This is a genomic window from Nostoc sphaeroides, from assembly GCF_003443655.1.
GTDB classification, from domain to species: Bacteria; Cyanobacteriota; Cyanobacteriia; order Cyanobacteriales; family Nostocaceae; genus Nostoc; species Nostoc sphaeroides.
The window spans coordinates 484,146-502,665 of the sequence record NZ_CP031941.1 but is presented as its reverse complement, the minus strand read 5'-3'; the positions used below and the strand labels follow the sequence as shown (position 1 = coordinate 502,665).

Genomic DNA, 18,520 nt, shown 5'->3' with positions numbered 1-18,520 from the left:
TATAGCAAAAGATTTCGCATTGCGCTAGTAGTTTTAAGAAAATCTTTTTTTCTCTTATACTGACTCAGTATTCAGTTAACTCAGGATTTAGGATGCCCTCTGGTCGGACGCACGATCGCATTACTATGTATGCTCTGCCGTTCGTGGCGGGCTTTACTTTCTGGCAAACTCGCAGTAGCAATGCAACTTTGTTGGTTGCAGGCGGGTTTCTTTTTGGCGGGCTGATGTTTGGCCCCGATTTAGATATTTACTCTGTACAATTTCAACGTTGGGGTTTCTTGCGCTGGATTTGGCTACCTTATCAAAAAAGTCTGCGGCATCGTTCTTTTTTATCCCACGGGCCGATTATTGGCACGATTGGGCGGATACTTTATCTGGGGTGTTTGTTAGCTATTTTGGCAATTTTCATTTTGGCGATCGCCGAAAGGTTATGGAATCTGAGTTTTACTTGGCAAGATTTGGGGGGAACTGTGGGGCGATCGCTCGTGCAATACGATACTGAATATGTCGCCCTGTTTTTGGGGTTGGAATTCGGTGCAATGAGTCATTCTCTTAGCGATTGGGGGGGGTCGGCTTATAAGCGTTTTAAAAAGCAGGGGGTTCGGGGGTTGCTTCCTAGTGGCAAAATGAAGAGGCGGAAAGTGAGGGGTGGTAGTCGTCGGGCGAGGGTGAAGAAATAAGTTTTTAAACGCAAAGGGACGCTAAGGGAAGCGCAGAGGTACGCAGAGGTATGGAAAATGAGACTTTGGCGGCGTTGCAGGAGTTGATTGAGGTGGTGGCGAAGTTGCGATCGCCTGATGGTGGTTGTCCTTGGGATTTGGCTCAAACTGCCGAAACTTTGACGCCCTTTGTGATTGAGGAGGCTTATGAGGTGGTGGATGCGATTAAGAGTGGGGATAAGGGTGCGATCACAGAGGAGTTAGGCGATTTATTATTACAGGTGGTATTGCAAGCCCAAATTGCTAGCGAATCTGGGCAATTTTCTCTTAAAGAAGTAACTCAGGGGATTTCCCAAAAGTTGATTCGCCGTCATCCCCATGTGTTTGGTGACGTGTCGGTGACAAGTGTGGATGAGGTGCGGCAAAATTGGGAACAAATCAAGGCTGCTGAGAAAGGCGAAGCATCTCCAGAGGCGCAAAAACTTAGTGCTAAACTCGCTCGTTATGGGCGCACTCTTCCCCCTCTGACGGCGGCGATGAAGATTTCTCAAAAGGCTGCGGCGATCGGGTTTGAATGGGAAAATATTCAGGGCGTCTGGGATAAGTTTTATGAGGAGTTGGGGGAGTTTCAACAGGCTTTAGCTGAGGAAACTCCAGAACGGCAAGAAGCAGAATTAGGCGATTTACTGTTTGCAGTGATTCAGCTAGCCCGTTGGCATAATCTTGACCCCAGCACCGCTTTGCAAGGCACAAATCAACGCTTTGTCCAACGATTAGAAAAAATGGAGGCAGTTGTTGATCGTCCCCTTTCTGATTACAGTTTGGATGAGTTAGAAAAGTTATGGCAACAGGCAAAAGCTCAAATTGCTAAAGAGGGGAGTGGGGAGTAGGGAGTAGGGAGTAGGGAATGGAGCATGGGGCATGGGGCATGGTTATTCTCTTTGTCCCCTTATCTCCCTCAGTCTTTTTTTTCTCTACGAGACGCTACGCGTAGCAAGATCCATGTAAGGGTACAATTTTGAATTTTGAATTTTGAATTTTGAATTGATTTCTCTCCACTCCCTTCTTCAAGATTTTTCCGCACCGAACCACTTATCATATAGCGATTGATAAGTACCATTTTCTTTGAGACTCAGCAAAGCCTGATTAATTGGTTTGCGGTAGGGACTATTGTTAGGCAGAATGATGCCGTAGCTTTCTTCACGCAAGATACTGCCAACAATCTGTACTTTCCCTTTGCCTTCGTTGGCTGCATAGAACAGAAGTACAGGTGCATCAAACACCACAGCATCAGCTTTTTTGGTTTGCAAAGCATTGTAAGCTTGCTCAATTTTACTAACTTCTAAAACTGAAATCTTATGTTCTCGCAAGTATGTGGCGGCTGTACTACCGGCAGTTGTGACCACTACCTTGCCGGGTAAATCGTCTATACTCTTGATATCGCCCTGAAGCTGTTGTACTGTTAATGAGGTAGTTGCGCTGGCTGTAAAGTAGGCGGCAAAAAGTACTCCAATGAACATCCAGACAATACCTACTAAGCGTCCCAGTACTCCTTTGGGCATTTCATCCGCTTGGGTTGCTAATGTGGCAGCTGCCCACCAACAAGCTTTGAAAATGCCAGGAAAGTATGATTGGGGTATCATCCCATCTTTATGATGGCGCTCAGATAACCAAATAATGTGGGCTGCTACAACAATTAACACTAGGGCAACGCCTATTACCTGCAAGAGGCTAGTAGAAAAAAATAATTGCAAAATATTTGGGAAGGCACTGTCGTTGGTTTCTGAGTTTCGTACCATAATTTGCAGCCCCCCAGCAAAAATAGGTAATGAGAAATCAAAATTCTGCTGGCGTTCGGCTGTAATGGAGATAGCTGCAATCCCTAAATTAGCTTTGTTGTCTTTGATAGCAGAAAGGATTTCCGGCACAGAGGAATATTCAATAAATTTAGACTCTACACCTATTTGGTTGGCGATGCTACGCCAGAGGTCGATACTGAATCCCGATAATTCACCTTTGTTTGACATCACAAAGGGCGGTATAACTCGTGTAGCTACTAATAATGGTTGTTGGAGTTGTGGTTTTTGAGCCAGTCCTGGGGATGCTATTAACAATAATGCCAGAATCCCACCTATTAATCCTATGCAGGTATACAGTACTAAGGAACGCCTGGTTTTGTTTTTACGGTCATATCTGCCAATCGGGCTTTTTCTCTCAGCTATAATTTGGCGAAATCTAGTAGCGATCGCATTCATCATCAGAATTTTCTAGGGGTTGTATGCAAGTCTATTTATGATGCCCACCCCATATCAAATATCACAATTATCATCCCCCTAAAACCGAATTTTTTCAGATTTAGGGGGATGAACCCTTGTAGAGAGGGAGCATCCCAATGCAAGCCAAAAGCTACAGGACTGACACAAAAACCCTGTACAAACCTCTTTCCTTGGCGCTCTTGGCGTCCTTGGCGGTTCGTTATTTCATTATTGTTCTAAGCCAAAATCCCGTATAAAAATAAACTTGCACATTTGGGATGCTCCCTGTAGAGACGTAGCAGTGCTACGTCTCTACATTTCTACCAACCCAACCTACGAGGGAAACGAACCGCTATAGCAAATGCTGTCGCTGATCAAGCAAATGTTGTCGCTGATCAAGCAAATGCTGTCGCTGATCAAGCAAATGTTGTCGCTGATCAAGCAAATGCTGTCGCTGATATAGCAAATGCGATCGCTGATCAAGCAAATGTTGTCGCCGATATAGCAAATGCGATCGCTGATCAAGCAAATGTTGTCGCCGATATAGCAAATGCGATCGCTGATCAAGCAAATGTTGTCGCCGATATAGCAAATGCGATCGCTGAAGGCTTAACTGTGGGCTGACTCGCCCGCCCAGAAATAAATTTCAAGGCTAATAGCTAAAGTCTACTGAAGTAGACTAAAGATTTTTAGCTATATTTAGTCATCTTCAGATGACTTTCGCTATTATTCTTGGAACTTCAGTTACTTGCAAGACAATGCCATACCCCTACGGTAAATCTATATATATCAGGGTTTTCGTGAATTGGTATGATTTATAAGTCGGATAAAAAAAAGGAGGCAGTTACTAACTACCTCCTTAAAAATTAAAGCTTGGATGGACTGAGAAATGCTTTAACAGCAGGCTAGAAACTCAGCTAGCTGCTCAAGAACATAATCAAGACCATTCCCAGGATAATCGATCCACCGCCAAGGATGAATGACCAAAAGCGATGGTAACTGTTAACAATGGTGCCATTTTCACTTTGGAGTTGAATCAAATCCATCCAAGGTGCAACACCCCGACGGAACCAACCCACCGCCCCCACTTGTTCACCAATCAAGCTTTTTACTCGCTTCATCCCAAACAAAAAATTGCCGATGGGGCCAAAGCGTGAGGCGTAGTGCAGATAAAGCATTCCGCTACGATCCTGAATTTTTAAATCGGAACCAAATTTATAACCAGCGTCGCCACGACCAATTAGTTGACCTTTAAGTTTTGCAGGTTGTCCACGCAACGGACTGGCGTAAGGGTCTGACATCAGGGTGAGAATATCGGTTTCTGCTGCTTGTTTATAGTCGGGGAACATCACCAAGGCTTTAACTAAAATCCCCATCCCTAAACCAATAAATGGCGCACCAAATGCTAAACCTGTATTTGGAGAACTTGACCACAGAATTACACCCATTACTAAGCCAACGAAGAAACCTATAGTTTCAGCGCCGTACAGCACAACATCTAAAAAGAAGTTACCGTAAAGCCTACTCTTACTCAGAGTTTTGCCTTCTCCAATAACTCGCCCCATATCAAACTCAGTTGATAAACCCAATTGTTCGGCATAAGTGCTTAATGCACGAACTCGTTTACCTGTCAATGGATGAGTGGAATTTAATTCCATCCACCAGCCCCAAGGGTTAAACATATCCCACAAAAAGACGCGACCAACTTTTTGAGGATCGGATGAAATGCGGTAGGCGGTTCCTGTGGAAGCGGCGGCTTTATGGTCATAAATACCCAAGGCGCGAGTCCCTTCAATTAAACGGCTGGGTTCTTGTGTCCGTGAACCTTCTTCTAATATTCCGTAGGCAATCTTCACCAAAGCGCGGGATAATCCATTGGGATTACCTGTACTTTCGGCTGCAAAGTGGTCAGCAAAGTATTCTCGTGTGCGAGAGAGGTACAGCAGTAGATAAGTACCAATGACATAAAACACGTAGGCAACTAGACCCGCAGTTTGCATCGCATCTTTAATTTTGCTATCGCCACCACGCCCAAATCTTCTAGCTGTGCTGTAAATCAGGTAGCAAATTTGCACTAAGGTAGAAGCTACTGTCATCACTGCAAAGTCCCAGTGGACGATGTGCCCCAATTCATGGGCGTAGACGGTAGCAATTTCATCGTCATCCAGATAAGTAAAAAGTCCCTGACTGACTACTAAACGGGCGCTGTTGGGTAATGAACCATAAGTAAAAGCCGTGGGGTTTTGGTCGTTAATGATTCCCAAACGGGGCGCTTTCAGCTTTTTCTGTTCACAGACTTGGCGAATAACTTTAGCCGTCTCTGGGCTGAGGGCTTCAACTTCTGCTAACTCTACCCAGCGAGTTTGGTAAAGCCAGCTTTGGGTTAAGTCCATGAGAAATGGAGACAGAAAAAAAGCGGCGATATTAAAAACTAGGGTAATACCAATAGCGATCGCTAGTCCTTGCTGGGGATCGTTGCTACCCAAAATAAATACTAAACTCAAACCTAAAGCGAAGACCATGCCAAATAGCAAGGTCATAGTGACACCAGAAGCTAACGCCAAACTACCACCCACACCCCCCATCGTTAATTTCATCCCAGTAGCAACGGCGCGACCAGCTTTTTGGCTGGCGTTAGATGGCGTTTGGCGCAAAGATTGACTAGCTTGTTCTGCCCAACTACGAGTTTGTGGGTCTTGACTCATCATTAACTTTTGACACAGTATCTTGGCTTTTTCAATTTCGCCTGTGCCTTGATAGGCTTTCATCAGCCACATCTGTGCTGAAAGATAATCTGAGGAATCACTTTCAACGCAATCGCGGCAGAATTGTTCGAGTAATTCAATCGCTTCTTGATAACGTTTTTGTTGTAAAGCTTCTAATCCAGATTGCAATGACATAGGATCTCCTTAGCATAGGAGTGGTATTTGATCCATCAATACTCAATAGATCCAGCGATCGTCATCACAATTTCGTAAAAATTTAAATATTGGCAGTATAAATTATTTACTTAAGGAAAAGGCTAGAGAAACATACATTAGGGAACTCCAAAAAATAAATTATTCCACATTCAAGTCGTTGACTGTTGACTGTTGACTGTTGACTGAAAACTCGTGAACCGTCAACGGTCAACGGTCAACAGTCAACAATAGCAATGGAATATTTTTTTACTTGGAAGTCCCTTACGATGTCTCTCTAGTCTCCGGTACGCATAAATCATTTTTAAGACTTTCAAATAAGCTCTGTAACAATACTTATAATATTTTTACTGCTGTAAGTTTAGTAGCTTTAATTTATCTGTGTTCGATAATCACAGAATAAATGTTTTGAACCAAGTTTTGCTTCACCCGATCAGACTAATCATTGATTACCCAGATGGTTCACCCGATTGGGGGAAGACGATAAGCAATGATGAACTCACATTGATAAGATGAGGAAAAGGTAAAGATTTGTACTATGACTATTTTTAACATTGCTTCTCCCCTAATTGCGATCGCAGGGCAAACCCGCCAAGCTGCAAGTAAACTAGCGATTCTCTCCACTGAGGCAAAAAATCAGGCTCTTGTTGCGATCGCTCAAGCTTTAGAATCAGCTAGAGATGAAATTTTACAAGCAAATGTTGCTGATTGTAAAGCTGCTGATGCTGAAGGAATACCCAAACCGCTTTATAAACGCTTGCAGTTGGATGAACATAAATTAAGAGATGCGATCGCAGGGGTACGAGATGTTGGTAAGCTAGATGATCCTATCGGTAAAGTACAGATTCACCGCGAACTTGACACTGGTTTAATTCTCAAGCGAATTACTTGTCCTTTAGGTGTTTTAGGAATTATTTTTGAAGCCCGTCCAGAGGCGGCGATTCAAATTGTTTCCTTGGCGATTAAATCGGGTAATGGTGTGATTCTTAAATGTGGAAAGGAAGCGGTGCGTTCTTGTGAAGCGATAGTTAAGGCAATTAAAGAAGGATTATCTGAAACTGCTGTTAACCCTGATGCGGTACACTTACTCACAACTAGAGAAGAAACTTTAGAACTTTTGAAGTTAGATAAATATGTAGATTTAATTATTCCTAGAGGTTCTAATTCCTTTGTGCGCTTTGTGCAAGAAAATACGCGAATTCCGGTATTAGGCCACGCCGATGGTATTTGTCATCTTTATATAGATAAAGCGGCAGATATTTCTAAAGCAGTTCCGATTACAGTAGATGCAAAAGCGCAATATCCTGCTGTTTGTAATGCAATTGAAACTTTGCTAGTTCACCAGTCAATTGCTAAAGAATTTTTACCCAAAGTTGCTGAGGCTTTGCAAGAACGTCATGTAGAATTAAGAGGCGATAAACGCACCTTGGAACTTTTGCCTAATATCGTAGCTGCAACAGAAATAGATTGGGAAACAGAATACAGCGATTTTATTTTGTCTATTAAAATTGTAGACTCTATAGAAGGTGCGATCGCGCATATTAACGAATATGGTTCTCGTCATACTGACGCGATTATCACTGAAGATTCAGCATCTGTGGAAACTTTCTTTGGCTTGGTAAATTCAGCTAATATATTCCATAATTGTTCTACCAGATTTGCTGATGGTTTCCGCTATGGTTTTGGTGCAGAAGTAGGAATTAGTACACAACAAATGCCTCCTCGCGGCCCCGTTGGTTTAGAAGGATTAGTTACATACAAATATCAAATGACTGGCGATGGTCATATTGTAGCTACTTACACTGGGGCGAATGCTAAGGCTTTTACTCATCAGGATTTAGTGTAAAACATCGTCAAAATTATATGCTCTAGTAACGCTATAAATACACCAATTTTCTCTGGATTTATCTTTAAAGATCCAAAATCTTACAAAGGCAAAACCTAAGTTATGATCTAAACCAGTAAACCAGGAATTTTCCCCCTAACCTCCCAAAAGGCTAGAGGGATCAGCCTGGTTTGAGTTGTTGATCAGGCTGCTAACAAATTAACCTTGCGGGCTAACTTGTTGTGCATTTTTCTGCAAAATCTCGGGCAAGAGAAATACAAAATTTAGCTGTTACACTTCGTGCAACGGCTTTTTACCATGAACTACAACTATTTAAAGTATGACACATAAAGCCCTCAAAGATCAAGCAGTAATCAAGCAATCATTTGTATGTCGGCGTTGTTGCTATTCCTGTTTATCCACCTAGACGAAACAAATAACGGGAAATTGCGAAAATTTACTGGTACCTCAAACGATGTCACCAGCATTGCTGATCCTGTCCGAATCCCATTCGTGAGAGGTTAAGACAAAATCATTTTTGTCAATTAGGAACTTTGCTGAAAATTCGCTAAAAGACCGAGTATTCAATAAAGCTTTAGAGGTTGTTTGAAAAGTTATAAAGTATACTCAAAATCCCGCTTCCATTTTTCTCTCTGAAAGGTCGAGAGGGTTTGAAACCCCCATTACCTTGTAGGGAAGGGGGACTAGGGGGTTAGATTTGGGAGGGTTAGATGTGTTATCAAAAATACTTTTCAAACATCCTCTTATACTGAATTTTAATGCAAGAACGAATGATGCTTTTAAATATCACGCGTAGGCGTAGCCCGCCTTCTCTACAAGACGCGGTATCGCTAGCCCAAAAACTCTGTTGATTAGCCCCATTTTCAGCATAACTGCAACATTAAACTAATGCTTTGAGTAACGCCTGAAGTTTAAGCTGCACCTCTGCAAATTCTTTGTCAGGATCAGAACCAGCGACGATACCAGCACCAGCATACAATCTCGCGCGATCGCCATCAATTAATGCTGAACGAATTCCCACAATAAACTCGCAGTTCCCTTGAGAATCTATCCAACCTAGAGGCGCAGCATACAAACCTCTTTCAAAGTTTTCATAACGCCGAATTTCCGCACAGGCTACATCTCGTGCTGCACCAGCAACGGCTGGTGTCGGATGCAATTGGGCGACAATCTTTAATGGGTGTATGTTAGCTGGAACTGTAGCACTTATTGGTGTCCATAAATGCTGAATATTCGATAATTGTCGCAGCCGTGGTGCTAATATTTGGGGTAATAAACCTAGCTGGGATAGGCGTTGTGTAATGAAATCAAGCACCAGTGAATGTTCGTGTTTTTCTTTTGCACTATTAAGCAAGCGATTGGCATTAGCTGCATCTTCAGCAGGGGTTTTACCTCGTGGTGCAGAACCAGCTAAAGCATCAGTGATTAACTGTTGATTATTAATACTAATTAATCTTTCTGGACTTGCACCAATAAAGTTTTGTCCTTTGCCATTACTTGTAGAAAAAATATAACAATTAGGATGTATCTGCCTAAGATTATTTAAGGATTGAACTAAGTTAAAATGGTTGCTTGATTTTACATCCAATATATCTGCTAAGACAATCTTGCTTAAATGACTAGACCTAATTTTTTCCAAAACAGATACTACTGAACGTTTAAACCCAGTAGCATTTGTGACAGATTTTTTGTAGAAGTTTGCTGGAAAACAATCAATATTAGTAGAGTAATATTCTAAAGATTGGATAAATTCAATTTTATTTTGCAGATTATCCAATAACCTTTGAATATTTGCACTTTCATTGATAATTATATTTGTTACTAATATGCAACGCTGATTTTTAACAGCTACTTGCCAACGGGGAAGAAAGATGGTAGCAGAGGGAAACGGATAATCTACTTGGGCATTTTTATCAAAGAAGCTGAAATAACAAAAAAAGTGAGGCCCAGAAAAAGGTTGATTAGCGTTACCAAAATTAATTATATTTTTTAGACGAGATTTGATAAAATATTCAGCTTGAGTAAAACGATCTGCACCATCAATCTGTAATTTTGCTACAGAATCAATTGCCGCGATCGCTTCTCCTTTCCCTTTATCCTCAAAGTAAAAATTTATTTCATTTGCTTGTGTAAGTTTATCTAATACAAGTAAAGGGTCAACTAAATCGATCTCCTGAGAGATACTGACAATTTGCCTGCAATTACTTTTGACGCACTTTTCTTGCACTGCTACCAAAAATTGATATAAATCTTTGTGTACAAAGAGGTTGTTACGACATGGTGAAACTGTCATGGATCTATAGTAAATTTTTTTTAAGTTAACTTCCTAAAGTGTAATTAATCGTGGTCGTATTTCTACAGGTAGCATATTAAGTTATCATTTCACCAGCGTAGGATTTGCGTTGTTTATGGTGTTCCCAGACCCTGACAAGCCAGTTCCAGCCCAAGCTGGAACATGAGAGTAGAGTGTTAACAACACAAGCTTAACGAGCCACAGTCAAAGTAGCAGTTGTTTTTAGCCCATAAATATCTAGTACAGCACGACCTAAAAAAGCTAGCATCCCAACAGTTCAAAAACCCAAATCATAAGTTTTTTGACTTTTGAAACTTCGACTCCGCTCAGTTTTAACTTTTAACTTTTGACTTCCGCGTAGCGGTGCGTCTCTTTAAATTATAAAATCTCAAGTGTGAGTAATATTCCGGTAATTTAATTAATCACGACTGATGACAACTAAGCAGATTTTATATCCCAACACTAAGTTATGGATGGCAGCGATTAAACCGCCAATGTACAGTGTTGCCATTATGCCCATTTGGGTAGGAACAGCAGTAGCATTCGCCGAAACTAAAATTTTTAATGGTGCAGTATTTTCTACTTTTATAGCTGCGGCAATCTTAATTCTTGCCTGGGAAAATATCAGTAATGATGTCTTTGATTCCGAAACAGGTATTGATCAAAACAAGCACCATTCTCTGGTTAACTTAACAGACAATAAGCCATTAATATTTTGGATAGGAAATTTGTGTTTAGGTTTGGGGTTGCTGGGCATATTAGCGATCGCCTTTTGGCAACAAGACCTAACTGTTATCGGCATAATTTTACTATGCTGTGCTTTAGGCTATATGTACCAAGGGCCTCCCTTTCGCTTAGGATATCAGGGTTTAGGCGAGATTCTTTGCTTTTTTGCCTTTGGCCCCTTAGCAGTGGAGGCAGCATACTACAGCCAAACCCAAACTTGGTCAATGACAAGTTTAGCAGTCTCAGTCATCGTCGGGATTGCTACAACCTTAATTTTATTTTGCTCACACTTTCACCAAGTTAAGGATGACATAGCCGCAGGCAAGCGATCGCCTATCGTCCGTCTAGGAACAGCGAAAGGGGCCCAACTCCTAGTTTGGTTTACTGCTAGCATTTATCCCCTCACCTTGCTGTTTGTGCTATTGGGAATTTCCCCAGCTTGGACGTTATTGAGTTGGGTAAGTTTACCGTTTGCTGTGAAATTATGCCGCCACGTCCAAGAAAATCACAACCAGCCAGACAAAGTTAGTAACTGTAAATTCATCGCCGTAGCCGTGCATTTCTGGGCTTGCTTGCTGTTTGGACTAGGATTTATGATTTAATTGCATTGGGCACTTGTACTGAGCGTAGTCGTTGGCGCAGCCTCTCGTAGAGAAGTATTGGGCACTTGTACTGAGCGTAGTCGTTGGCGCAGCCTCTCGTAGAGAAGTATTGGGCATTGGGGCAGAGGGAGAATGACTAATGACTAATGGCTACAAATTTGAATTTCGTGCTTATCAGCGAAGATTTGTGCGATCGGTTACCACCAATCATGGTAATTGGGATATTCGTGAGGGGATTATCCTCCGGCTTACCGATGAATCAGGCAAAATCGGTTGGGGAGAAATTGCCCCCATTAGCTGGTTCGGTTCCGAAACTATAGAACAAGCCTTAGATTTTTGTCGCCAACTCCCAGGAGAAATCACAAAGGAGATAATTTTCTCCATCCCAGATGAGTTACCTGCTTGTCAATTTGGCTTTGAGTCAGGGTGGGAGATGGGGAGTGGGTGGGATGAAACCAATTCGCAATTCGCAATTCGCAATTCGCAATTAAATAAAGGAGATAATTTTATAACTCCTAACTCCTGTACAGACGCGATTAATCGCGTCTCTACCAACTCACTCTTTTACAGTGCGTTATTACCAGCCGGGGAAGCGGCTTTAAATCAATGGGAAAGTTTGTGGAAGCAGGGATATCACACGTTTAAGTGGAAAATTGGTGTGTATGCGATCGCTGATGAACTAGAAATTTTTGAATCACTCATAGACACCTTACCAGACTTTAGCAAACTGCGATTAGATGCTAACGGTGGACTCAGCTATGAGGAAGCTAACTTATGGCTGCGGACTTGCGATAATTTCAAGGCGAATGCAGAACTACCCCTAGAAATTGAATTTATTGAACAACCGTTACCCGTTGAACAATTTCAGCAAATGTTGGAATTGAGTACGAGTTATCAAACTGCGATCGCAATAGATGAATCTGTCGCCACACTTGGGCAACTCGCCGCCTGTTATCAACAAGGTTGGCGAGGGATTTTTGTGATTAAGCCTGGGATAGTTGGATCGCCATCTCGTCTGAGAAAGTTTTGCCACCAGCATAAAATTGATAGTGTATTTTCATCAGTATTTGAAACTGCGATCGGTAGACTTGCAGCACTCCGGTTAGCGGCGGAATTATCCCGAAACAATAGGGCGGTTGGTTTTGGCATCGACCATTTTTTTGAACAAGAAGAAACGTGGCTTCAAAGTCTATGGAACAACCTTTAGACTGTCTTAATAACCTAACTCAGGATGATTGGCTTATTGGTTATAACAGCCATCAATTTAATCAAATAGTTCAAGAATTATATTTAGAACTAACACAATTATCAGCGTATGGAATCCCACCAAAAATCATCTTAGCCGAACGCGAACCATTAAGATTTCTAGCAAGTTTCATTGCCGCTTGTGCAGCTAATTGTCCAGTTTTTCTTTGTAACCCCGACTGGGGAACACAAGAATGGCAGCAAGTCTTTGATTTAGTAAAACCAGATATTATTTGGGGAATGGGGAATAGGGAGTGGGGAGTAGGGAATAGGGAATGGGGAATAGGAAATAGAGAATGGGGAATAGAAAATCGGAATTGCAAAGAAATTACTATCATATCTCCCTCATTCCCCTCATCTCCCTCATCCCCCCACTCCCCACTACTTCGGCTTCGCTCAGTACAAGTCCCCACTCCCCACTCCCCATTCATCTTGATTCCCACAGGTGGTTCATCGGGGCAGATTAAATTTGCCATCCATACTTGGGAAACTCTCATCGCATCTGTACAAGGATTTACAGAATACTTTCAATTAAAACAAGTCAATTCTTTTTGTGTATTACCGCTATATCATGTCAGTGGTTTAATGCAATTTATGCGCTCTTTCACCACCGGAGGTAAACTGGCTATTCTGCCATTCAAAGCAGTAGAAAAAGGTCAAATATTCAATATTAAACAATCAGAATTTTTAATATCTTTGGTTCCAACGCAGTTACAAAGACTCCTGCAAAATCCCGAATTAACTCAATGGCTAACCCAATTTAATACTGTACTTCTGGGAGGTGCGCCAGCATGGAACGAACTACTAGAAAAAGCCCGATTTCATCGCATCCGGTTAGCGCCTACTTATGGCATGACAGAAACTGCATCTCAAATTGCGACCCTCAAACCAGATGATTTTCTCACCGGTAAAATTAGTAGTGGTCAAATTCTTCCCCATGTAAAAGTAACTATTCACAATCAGCAAGGCGAGATTTTAGATTACAATCAAATCGGAAATATCACCATTGAGGCTCAATCTTTAGCCCTTGGTTACTATCCGATAACCAGAGAAAATCAAGCTGATTTCCAAGTAGATGATTTAGGCTTTTTAGACGAGCAAGGTCATTTAAACATTGTCGGACGTAACAGCGACAAAATTATTACAGGTGGAGAAAATATTTACCCAGCAGAGATTGAATCAGCTATACAAGCAACTCAAATGGTTGCCGATATTTGTGTCATCGGCATCCCAGATAAACATTGGGGACAAGCCTTAACAGCGATTTACATTCCCAAACAATTAGATACCTCTGCCTTAAAAATCCAAACCCTACTCAAAGACAAACTCAGCAAATTTAAAATTCCAAAATATTGGATTCCCCAGCAAAATCTACCTCGCAACTCCCAAGGTAAAATTAACCGCCAACAATTACAGCAAATAGCCAGAGAATTCCTCCAAAATCCCATCACATAACCTCTCTCGACTTTCTTCTCTCTGCGCCCTCTGCGTCTCTGCGGTTCGTTTCCAACCACTGAACTATCTCATCAGGTAATTCCTGCTTACTTCTACTACTTACATCAATACAAACATGCCTAGTAATAGCCTTAGCAACTACCACCTCAGCCACTGTAATTTTGTAAGTAATTTCAAACTTATCACCACTTATTTTTTGGGGAATTAAACTAATTAGCAACTTGTCCCCGCTAAACATAGGGCGCAAAAAATCGACACTAGCATGAACAATGGGGAAAGCTACAGATGGATTAGTAAAAAAATGTTTGAGATTAATACTTGATGCTTCTAGAGATTCTTCATAAGCTTCATGGCAAATGCCCAAAACATTAGCAAAATAAACTACCCCAGCAGCATCAGTATCTTGAAAGCGAACCGTGCGGTTATAAGTAAAAGACATTTTTGACAATTGAATATAAAAAAATAGCGAACCACTATAATTTTATTTTAACTAAGTATTATACCGGAAGCGATCAAGATGATTTAGCGCATCTTCATACATAATTGGCATTACGCGCCACCTTTAGTTAGTTTAAGACAAGGTAATCAATAATTTAAAATTTCAAATAAACAGACTTTTAAAACACTTCATCAACCCGGTACATTAAAAAAAAACCGATTTTTTTTAATGTATGCTATCCCTTAAATTAAACTTGATGTAGTAATGCCATCTAAGTAATTAATCTAAAAATTATGCAGCCAAATCCTCTAACCAATAGGTCAAAGCAGATGGTAAATGTGTTTGTTCTGCTACTGGTTTCCTCATTTTGCTGGCAAAATTCAGTGAAGGCGCAGTCTCAGTCAAATACGCAACTTCTGCCGTTTTTTGATAATGTAGATAACCCAGTTCCTGTTCGTTTCCCCGCAGGACAACAGGCAGATATCACACCACCTCCACCGTTGCTAAATCCTTTTGATCAGGCTGTACTAAAACTCTGCGGCCCTATTGGTACAAGAGTTAGTTCCAATAATTTTAAACAATTGTTGTCTTATTACCCAGATGTATTGCAGAAACTTCAGCAAGCTAGCGGCGGTGAACTGCGTCCTGGACGTAATAATAAAGCACAATTTATCGATGATTTAACCAATATTTGGTTCCAACGTCGAGGGTTTGAGCATATATTTTGTGGGGAAATATATAATGCCAATGATATTGGTGGCTTACATTTTCACGGCAGATATTTACAACTACAAAATCAAGGAATAGGCGGACGGTTGCCAAATAATCAGGGACGGGAGGAAGTTGTACCTGGAGTCATTTATACAATGGGTGTAGTAATTAAGCAGAAAAATAGGACAGTAACAGATGTCATCAAAGGCTATAGCTACCTCAGCAATGCCGAAGAAATGCTTTTAGATGCCACCAAAATATTTAAACTCCAAGGTAATAATGAGGGAGCGTGTATTTATAATGTACGTGACCGAGAAACGGGTCAATCCTTTCCTACAGTTTTTGTTAGGGAAAGAAAAGCAATCATTACCTATTACCCTGATGCTACTCCTCAAGGTGCAAAATGTAAAGGTTTTTTGATGAAAATTCTAAATCACAAAGACGCGATAAATCGCCGTCTCTACAATAATTAATCCTTTGTAGAGACGGCGATTTATCGCGTCTTTTGGCTTAACCGAACCGTATTGGATGTGGTTTTTAACATTTTTCATGTTTAGTATTTTTTGTCAATGGGTAAGTTCTAGTATAGAGAAAAGACATGATCTTAGAAACACACCGCTTGCTAATGCGTGACTTTGTAGAAGCAGACTGGCAGGCGGTTTTTACTTATCAATCTGATCCTTTATACTTGCGTTATAGCTATTGGACGCATCGCACACAAAAGGATGTTTGTGAGTTTGTCCAGATGTTTATTGGTCAGCAAAAAGAGCAACCTAGAACAAAGTTTCAGTTAGCTATTATCCTCAAAGCAGAAAATCAGCTTATTGGTAATTGTGGTATCCGTATAAACGACCCGGAAATGCGGGAAGCAAATATTGGCTATGAATTAAACACTCAGTATTGGGGACAAGGTTATGCAACAGAAGCAGCACAAGCCATTTTAAAGTTCGGCTTTGAAGAACTAGGAATGCATCGTATCTGGTCTTGTTGTGTTGCACAGAATGTTGCTTCTGTAAGGGTATTAGAAAAAATTGGTATGCGTCGTGAGGGTCATCTGCAAGAAAAAGAATTAATTAAAGGCAGATGGTACGACAATTTTATTTACGCTATCCTTGACCACGAGTGGAAAGCAAAATAATACTGCTTCTATGAGCTACCTCAGAGACAATATCGTAAATTGCTGGGAAATTGAGGGTAAGACAAATTCAGAGGGTCACAGACATGACCAATACTATCCTCAATTTCCAAACAGCTACCGGACATGAAATTTTAGCAGCAGCAGGTAAAAAATATCTGCGTCCTGGTGGACGAATAGCTACGGATAAATTATTTCAGTGGGCAAACTTTCAGCCTGGAGATACAGTTTTAGAGCTAGGGTCTAGCTTTGGATATAGTGCGATCGCTTTAGCAAAAAGCTACCATGTCAAAGTAGTAGGCATTGAAAAAAATCCTGATAGTGTAGCTTGTGCGCGTGCTAATATCTGCGCTGCTGGGTTAGAAAATCAAGTTGAAATAATTGAAGGTAATATTTTCAACCTAGAGGCAATTTCAGGAAAATTTGATTATGTATTGGCAGAAGCCATTCTCACAATGCAATCCCCATTGGGAAAAGCCAAGATTTTAGCTGAAATTCATAATCGGCTCAAACCGGGAGGTAAATTTCTCTCCCATGAACTGTTAGCTACTGACAAAGAAGAACAAATTCATGTTGACTTAGCACGAGTAATTCGAGTTAATTCTACACCACTTTCAGAATCTAACTGGATTACGGCTTTTATAACAGCAGGATTGCAAGTAGAGAAATGCCAAACTGACTCAATGAATTTGTTGAATTTAAGGCGGATGTTTCAAGATGAAGGTATTTTGAACACGATTCGGATTTTGTGGAATATATTGACGCAGAGAAATATTCGCAACCGGGTTTTAGAAATTCACAAAGTTTTTCATAAATACCAACACGAATTAGGCTCCATAATTTTTTGTGCTGTTGCCTAGTAGGATAATTTATTCCCAAAACTATAGCAATCTTATTTGAGTTGTGAAAAATATAGATTAGGAAACGAACCGCCAAGGACGCCAAGGACGCCAAGGAAAGAAGGAAAAAAGAGAGATATAATTTTCACGAATGATTTACGACTGCTATATCACCTGATAAATACCAATGATTTGTGAATGATTTTCAATCTTTGTTTACGGTTAATAATCTAAAAATACTATGACAAATTCAATCACAACTAGCCCATCTTTCATTACCCAATTACGAGAACAAATTGAATACCCCAGCGCAGGAGTTCTCAGCAAAGTACTGCTAAAAGATAACGCTTGTCAATACACTCTATTTTGTCTAGCAGCTAACACTGATATTTCCGAGCATACCTCGACTCGTAATGCCACTATCAATGTAATCGAAGGTAGAGGTTTACTTACTTTATCTGGAGAAGATATTGCACTTAAAGCTGGTGTTTTTGTCTTTATGCCTGCTAATTCACCTCATGCTTTAAAAGCTGAGGAAAACCTGACATTTCTGCTCACACTTTCTGAAAAAGTTACAGAGAATTAATTAGTTATTTATAGAGTCTTGAAATATGCGATCGCTACTTTTAAGTTTTGCTTAAAACTTGAATTTTTCTGAAACTCAGATGGAAAAATACTATTACAACCTCTAATACTCTAATCTATTATCTCCAGATGCGATCGCATCCAATTTCTTTGCATCAAGTATTGTAATCGTCCCACCCCGAGTATAGGCAATTACTGACTTGAGACTTTTAATTAACCGCACGCATTCTTCGTAAGTAATACCGCTACTTCGAGCCATGCGATAATAAGATAATTTGATTCTTAAACACTCTCCTTGTAAAGTCGATTCAGTTCCAGATTCAGCAGCAAAATATTGAATTAATCTGGCAAGGCGAACAATAGCTCTTTCAGAAACTAAGCCGTGAACTGTCTCATGTAATTGCTGAATCCGACTGTTAAAAACCATCAGCATTCGTAATGCAATTTCAGGATTTTGCCCAATAGCTTTTAATAAAGCATCTCGCTCTACAGTGAGTATTTCACAATCAGATTCAGCAGTCACAGTTGCCGGAGAAATTCCATTTCCTAACATTGCAGGAGCCGCAAAAATTTCTCCAGCAGCTAAGGCGCGGAGAATCGTTTCTTTCCCCGTCATTGCTGTTTTGGTAACTTGAATTGATCCACTAACAACAGCATAGAGTTTTGCTGGTAATACATCGTCCTCATGCAGAATAATCTCACCTTTGCGATATAGTTGCACCTGAGTATGAGGTTGCAAACTTATCTTTTCTGCTGTTTCTAAACCTGCGAATACAATTATTTGTGAAAGTTGTTCCAGCGATGCCTGCATA

The 18,520-nt window shown here is 40.8% G+C and carries 17 protein-coding genes; 10 read left to right on the top strand and 7 right to left on the bottom strand.

Annotated features, from left to right (window positions below):
- Positions 1-92 precede the first annotated feature (92 nt).
- A complete protein-coding gene (locus D1367_RS02355; protein WP_118162412.1) occupies positions 93-680 on the top strand; it encodes a metal-binding protein in 588 nt (195 codons plus the stop codon).
- A 50-nt stretch (positions 681-730) separates the two neighbouring features.
- Entirely contained in the window at positions 731-1,549 is an 819-nt protein-coding gene (gene mazG / locus D1367_RS02350) for a nucleoside triphosphate pyrophosphohydrolase (RefSeq protein ID WP_118162410.1), read from the top strand.
- Positions 1,550-1,726: 177 nt separating this feature from the next.
- On the opposite strand, the gene D1367_RS02345 is transcribed toward mazG, so the two are convergent.
- The 4 genes from D1367_RS02345 to D1367_RS32605 all read right to left on the bottom strand — a co-directional run bounded on the left by D1367_RS02345 (position 1,727) and on the right by D1367_RS32605 (position 6,046).
- Positions 1,727-2,917, bottom strand: coding sequence for a transporter substrate-binding domain-containing protein (locus D1367_RS02345; protein ID WP_118162408.1), 1,191 nt, complete (start codon positions 2,915-2,917; stop codon positions 1,727-1,729).
- A 349-nt stretch (positions 2,918-3,266) separates the two neighbouring features.
- On the bottom strand, positions 3,267-3,506 hold the full coding sequence (locus D1367_RS30370) for a hypothetical protein (protein ID WP_181985041.1): 240 nt from the start codon (positions 3,504-3,506) through the stop codon (positions 3,267-3,269).
- 325 nt (positions 3,507-3,831) lie between these two features.
- On the bottom strand, positions 3,832-5,814 hold the full coding sequence (locus D1367_RS02335; RefSeq protein WP_118162404.1) for a zinc metalloprotease HtpX: 1,983 nt from the start codon (positions 5,812-5,814) through the stop codon (positions 3,832-3,834).
- A 106-nt stretch (positions 5,815-5,920) separates the two neighbouring features.
- Positions 5,921-6,046, bottom strand: coding sequence for a hypothetical protein (locus D1367_RS32605; protein ID WP_267255573.1), 126 nt, complete (start codon positions 6,044-6,046; stop codon positions 5,921-5,923).
- Between the two features lie 324 nt (positions 6,047-6,370).
- On the opposite strand from D1367_RS32605, the gene D1367_RS02330 reads away from it, so the two are divergent.
- Positions 6,371-7,678 (top strand): glutamate-5-semialdehyde dehydrogenase, encoded by a 1,308-nt coding sequence (locus D1367_RS02330; RefSeq protein ID WP_118162402.1) that lies wholly within the window; start codon positions 6,371-6,373, stop codon positions 7,676-7,678.
- A gap of 880 nt (positions 7,679-8,558) precedes the next feature.
- Here D1367_RS02330 and D1367_RS02325 read toward each other — a convergent pair.
- A complete protein-coding gene (locus D1367_RS02325) occupies positions 8,559-9,971 on the bottom strand; it encodes an isochorismate synthase (protein WP_118162399.1) in 1,413 nt (470 codons plus the stop codon).
- Positions 9,972-10,402: 431 nt separating this feature from the next.
- Here D1367_RS02325 and menA point away from each other — a divergent pair, with 431 nt between their 5' ends.
- From menA to D1367_RS02310, 3 genes are all read left to right on the top strand, one after another.
- Positions 10,403-11,299 (top strand): 2-carboxy-1,4-naphthoquinone phytyltransferase, encoded by an 897-nt coding sequence (menA, locus tag D1367_RS02320; RefSeq protein WP_118162397.1) that lies wholly within the window; start codon positions 10,403-10,405, stop codon positions 11,297-11,299.
- Positions 11,300-11,438: 139 nt separating this feature from the next.
- Positions 11,439-12,506 carry an o-succinylbenzoate synthase gene (locus tag D1367_RS02315; protein WP_118162394.1) on the top strand — a complete coding sequence of 356 codons (1,068 nt, stop codon included), beginning with the start codon at positions 11,439-11,441 and terminating at the stop codon, positions 12,504-12,506.
- On the top strand, positions 12,491-13,999 hold the full coding sequence (locus D1367_RS02310) for a 2-succinylbenzoate--CoA ligase (RefSeq protein WP_118162391.1): 1,509 nt from the start codon (positions 12,491-12,493) through the stop codon (positions 13,997-13,999). Before D1367_RS02315 ends, D1367_RS02310 begins: the two co-directional genes overlap by 16 nt.
- On the opposite strand, the gene D1367_RS02305 is transcribed toward D1367_RS02310, so the two are convergent.
- Positions 13,992-14,438: an acyl-CoA thioesterase gene (locus D1367_RS02305; protein ID WP_118162389.1), complete on the bottom strand. Its 447-nt coding sequence runs from the start codon at positions 14,436-14,438 to the stop codon at positions 13,992-13,994. The two genes, D1367_RS02310 and D1367_RS02305, sit on opposite strands and share 8 nt — an antisense overlap.
- A gap of 293 nt (positions 14,439-14,731) precedes the next feature.
- Here D1367_RS02305 and D1367_RS02300 point away from each other — a divergent pair, with 293 nt between their 5' ends.
- The 4 genes from D1367_RS02300 to D1367_RS02285 all read left to right on the top strand — a co-directional run bounded on the left by D1367_RS02300 (position 14,732) and on the right by D1367_RS02285 (position 17,709).
- Positions 14,732-15,622, top strand: coding sequence for an EndoU domain-containing protein (locus tag D1367_RS02300; RefSeq protein ID WP_181985040.1), 891 nt, complete (start codon positions 14,732-14,734; stop codon positions 15,620-15,622).
- A gap of 125 nt (positions 15,623-15,747) precedes the next feature.
- Positions 15,748-16,287: a GNAT family N-acetyltransferase gene (locus D1367_RS02295; RefSeq protein ID WP_118162383.1), complete on the top strand. Its 540-nt coding sequence runs from the start codon at positions 15,748-15,750 to the stop codon at positions 16,285-16,287.
- An 83-nt stretch (positions 16,288-16,370) separates the two neighbouring features.
- Positions 16,371-17,144 (top strand): SAM-dependent methyltransferase, encoded by a 774-nt coding sequence (locus D1367_RS02290; RefSeq protein ID WP_118162381.1) that lies wholly within the window; start codon positions 16,371-16,373, stop codon positions 17,142-17,144.
- Between the two features lie 220 nt (positions 17,145-17,364).
- Positions 17,365-17,709, top strand: a complete 345-nt coding sequence (locus D1367_RS02285; protein ID WP_118162378.1) for a cupin domain-containing protein — start codon at positions 17,365-17,367, stop codon at positions 17,707-17,709.
- 102 nt (positions 17,710-17,811) lie between these two features.
- Here D1367_RS02285 and D1367_RS02280 read toward each other — a convergent pair whose 3' ends face one another.
- Positions 17,812-18,519 (bottom strand): Crp/Fnr family transcriptional regulator, encoded by a 708-nt coding sequence (locus tag D1367_RS02280; RefSeq protein ID WP_118162376.1) that lies wholly within the window; start codon positions 18,517-18,519, stop codon positions 17,812-17,814.
- Position 18,520 lies beyond the last annotated feature (1 nt).

Bases quoted from the DNA above. Each gene is read 5' to 3' on its own strand.
- D1367_RS02355 (WP_118162412.1), top strand. From the start codon at position 93: ATGCCCTCTGGTCGGACGCACGATCGCATTACTATGTATGCTCTGCCG.
- mazG (WP_118162410.1), top strand. From the start codon at position 731: ATGGAAAATGAGACTTTGGCGGCGTTGCAGGAGTTGATTGAGGTGGTG.
- D1367_RS02345 (WP_118162408.1), bottom strand. From the start codon at position 2,917: ATGATGAATGCGATCGCTACTAGATTTCGCCAAATTATAGCTGAGAGA.
- D1367_RS02335 (WP_118162404.1), bottom strand. From the start codon at position 5,814: ATGTCATTGCAATCTGGATTAGAAGCTTTACAACAAAAACGTTATCAA.
- D1367_RS02330 (WP_118162402.1), top strand. From the start codon at position 6,371: ATGACTATTTTTAACATTGCTTCTCCCCTAATTGCGATCGCAGGGCAA.
- D1367_RS02325 (WP_118162399.1), bottom strand. From the start codon at position 9,971: ATGACAGTTTCACCATGTCGTAACAACCTCTTTGTACACAAAGATTTA.
- menA (WP_118162397.1), top strand. From the start codon at position 10,403: ATGACAACTAAGCAGATTTTATATCCCAACACTAAGTTATGGATGGCA.
- D1367_RS02315 (WP_118162394.1), top strand. From the start codon at position 11,439: ATGACTAATGGCTACAAATTTGAATTTCGTGCTTATCAGCGAAGATTT.
- D1367_RS02310 (WP_118162391.1), top strand. From the start codon at position 12,491: ATGGAACAACCTTTAGACTGTCTTAATAACCTAACTCAGGATGATTGG.
- D1367_RS02305 (WP_118162389.1), bottom strand. From the start codon at position 14,438: ATGTCTTTTACTTATAACCGCACGGTTCGCTTTCAAGATACTGATGCT.
- D1367_RS02300 (WP_181985040.1), top strand. From the start codon at position 14,732: ATGCAGCCAAATCCTCTAACCAATAGGTCAAAGCAGATGGTAAATGTG.
- D1367_RS02295 (WP_118162383.1), top strand. From the start codon at position 15,748: ATGATCTTAGAAACACACCGCTTGCTAATGCGTGACTTTGTAGAAGCA.
- D1367_RS02290 (WP_118162381.1), top strand. From the start codon at position 16,371: ATGACCAATACTATCCTCAATTTCCAAACAGCTACCGGACATGAAATT.
- D1367_RS02285 (WP_118162378.1), top strand. From the start codon at position 17,365: ATGACAAATTCAATCACAACTAGCCCATCTTTCATTACCCAATTACGA.
- D1367_RS02280 (WP_118162376.1), bottom strand. From the start codon at position 18,519: ATGCAGGCATCGCTGGAACAACTTTCACAAATAATTGTATTCGCAGGT.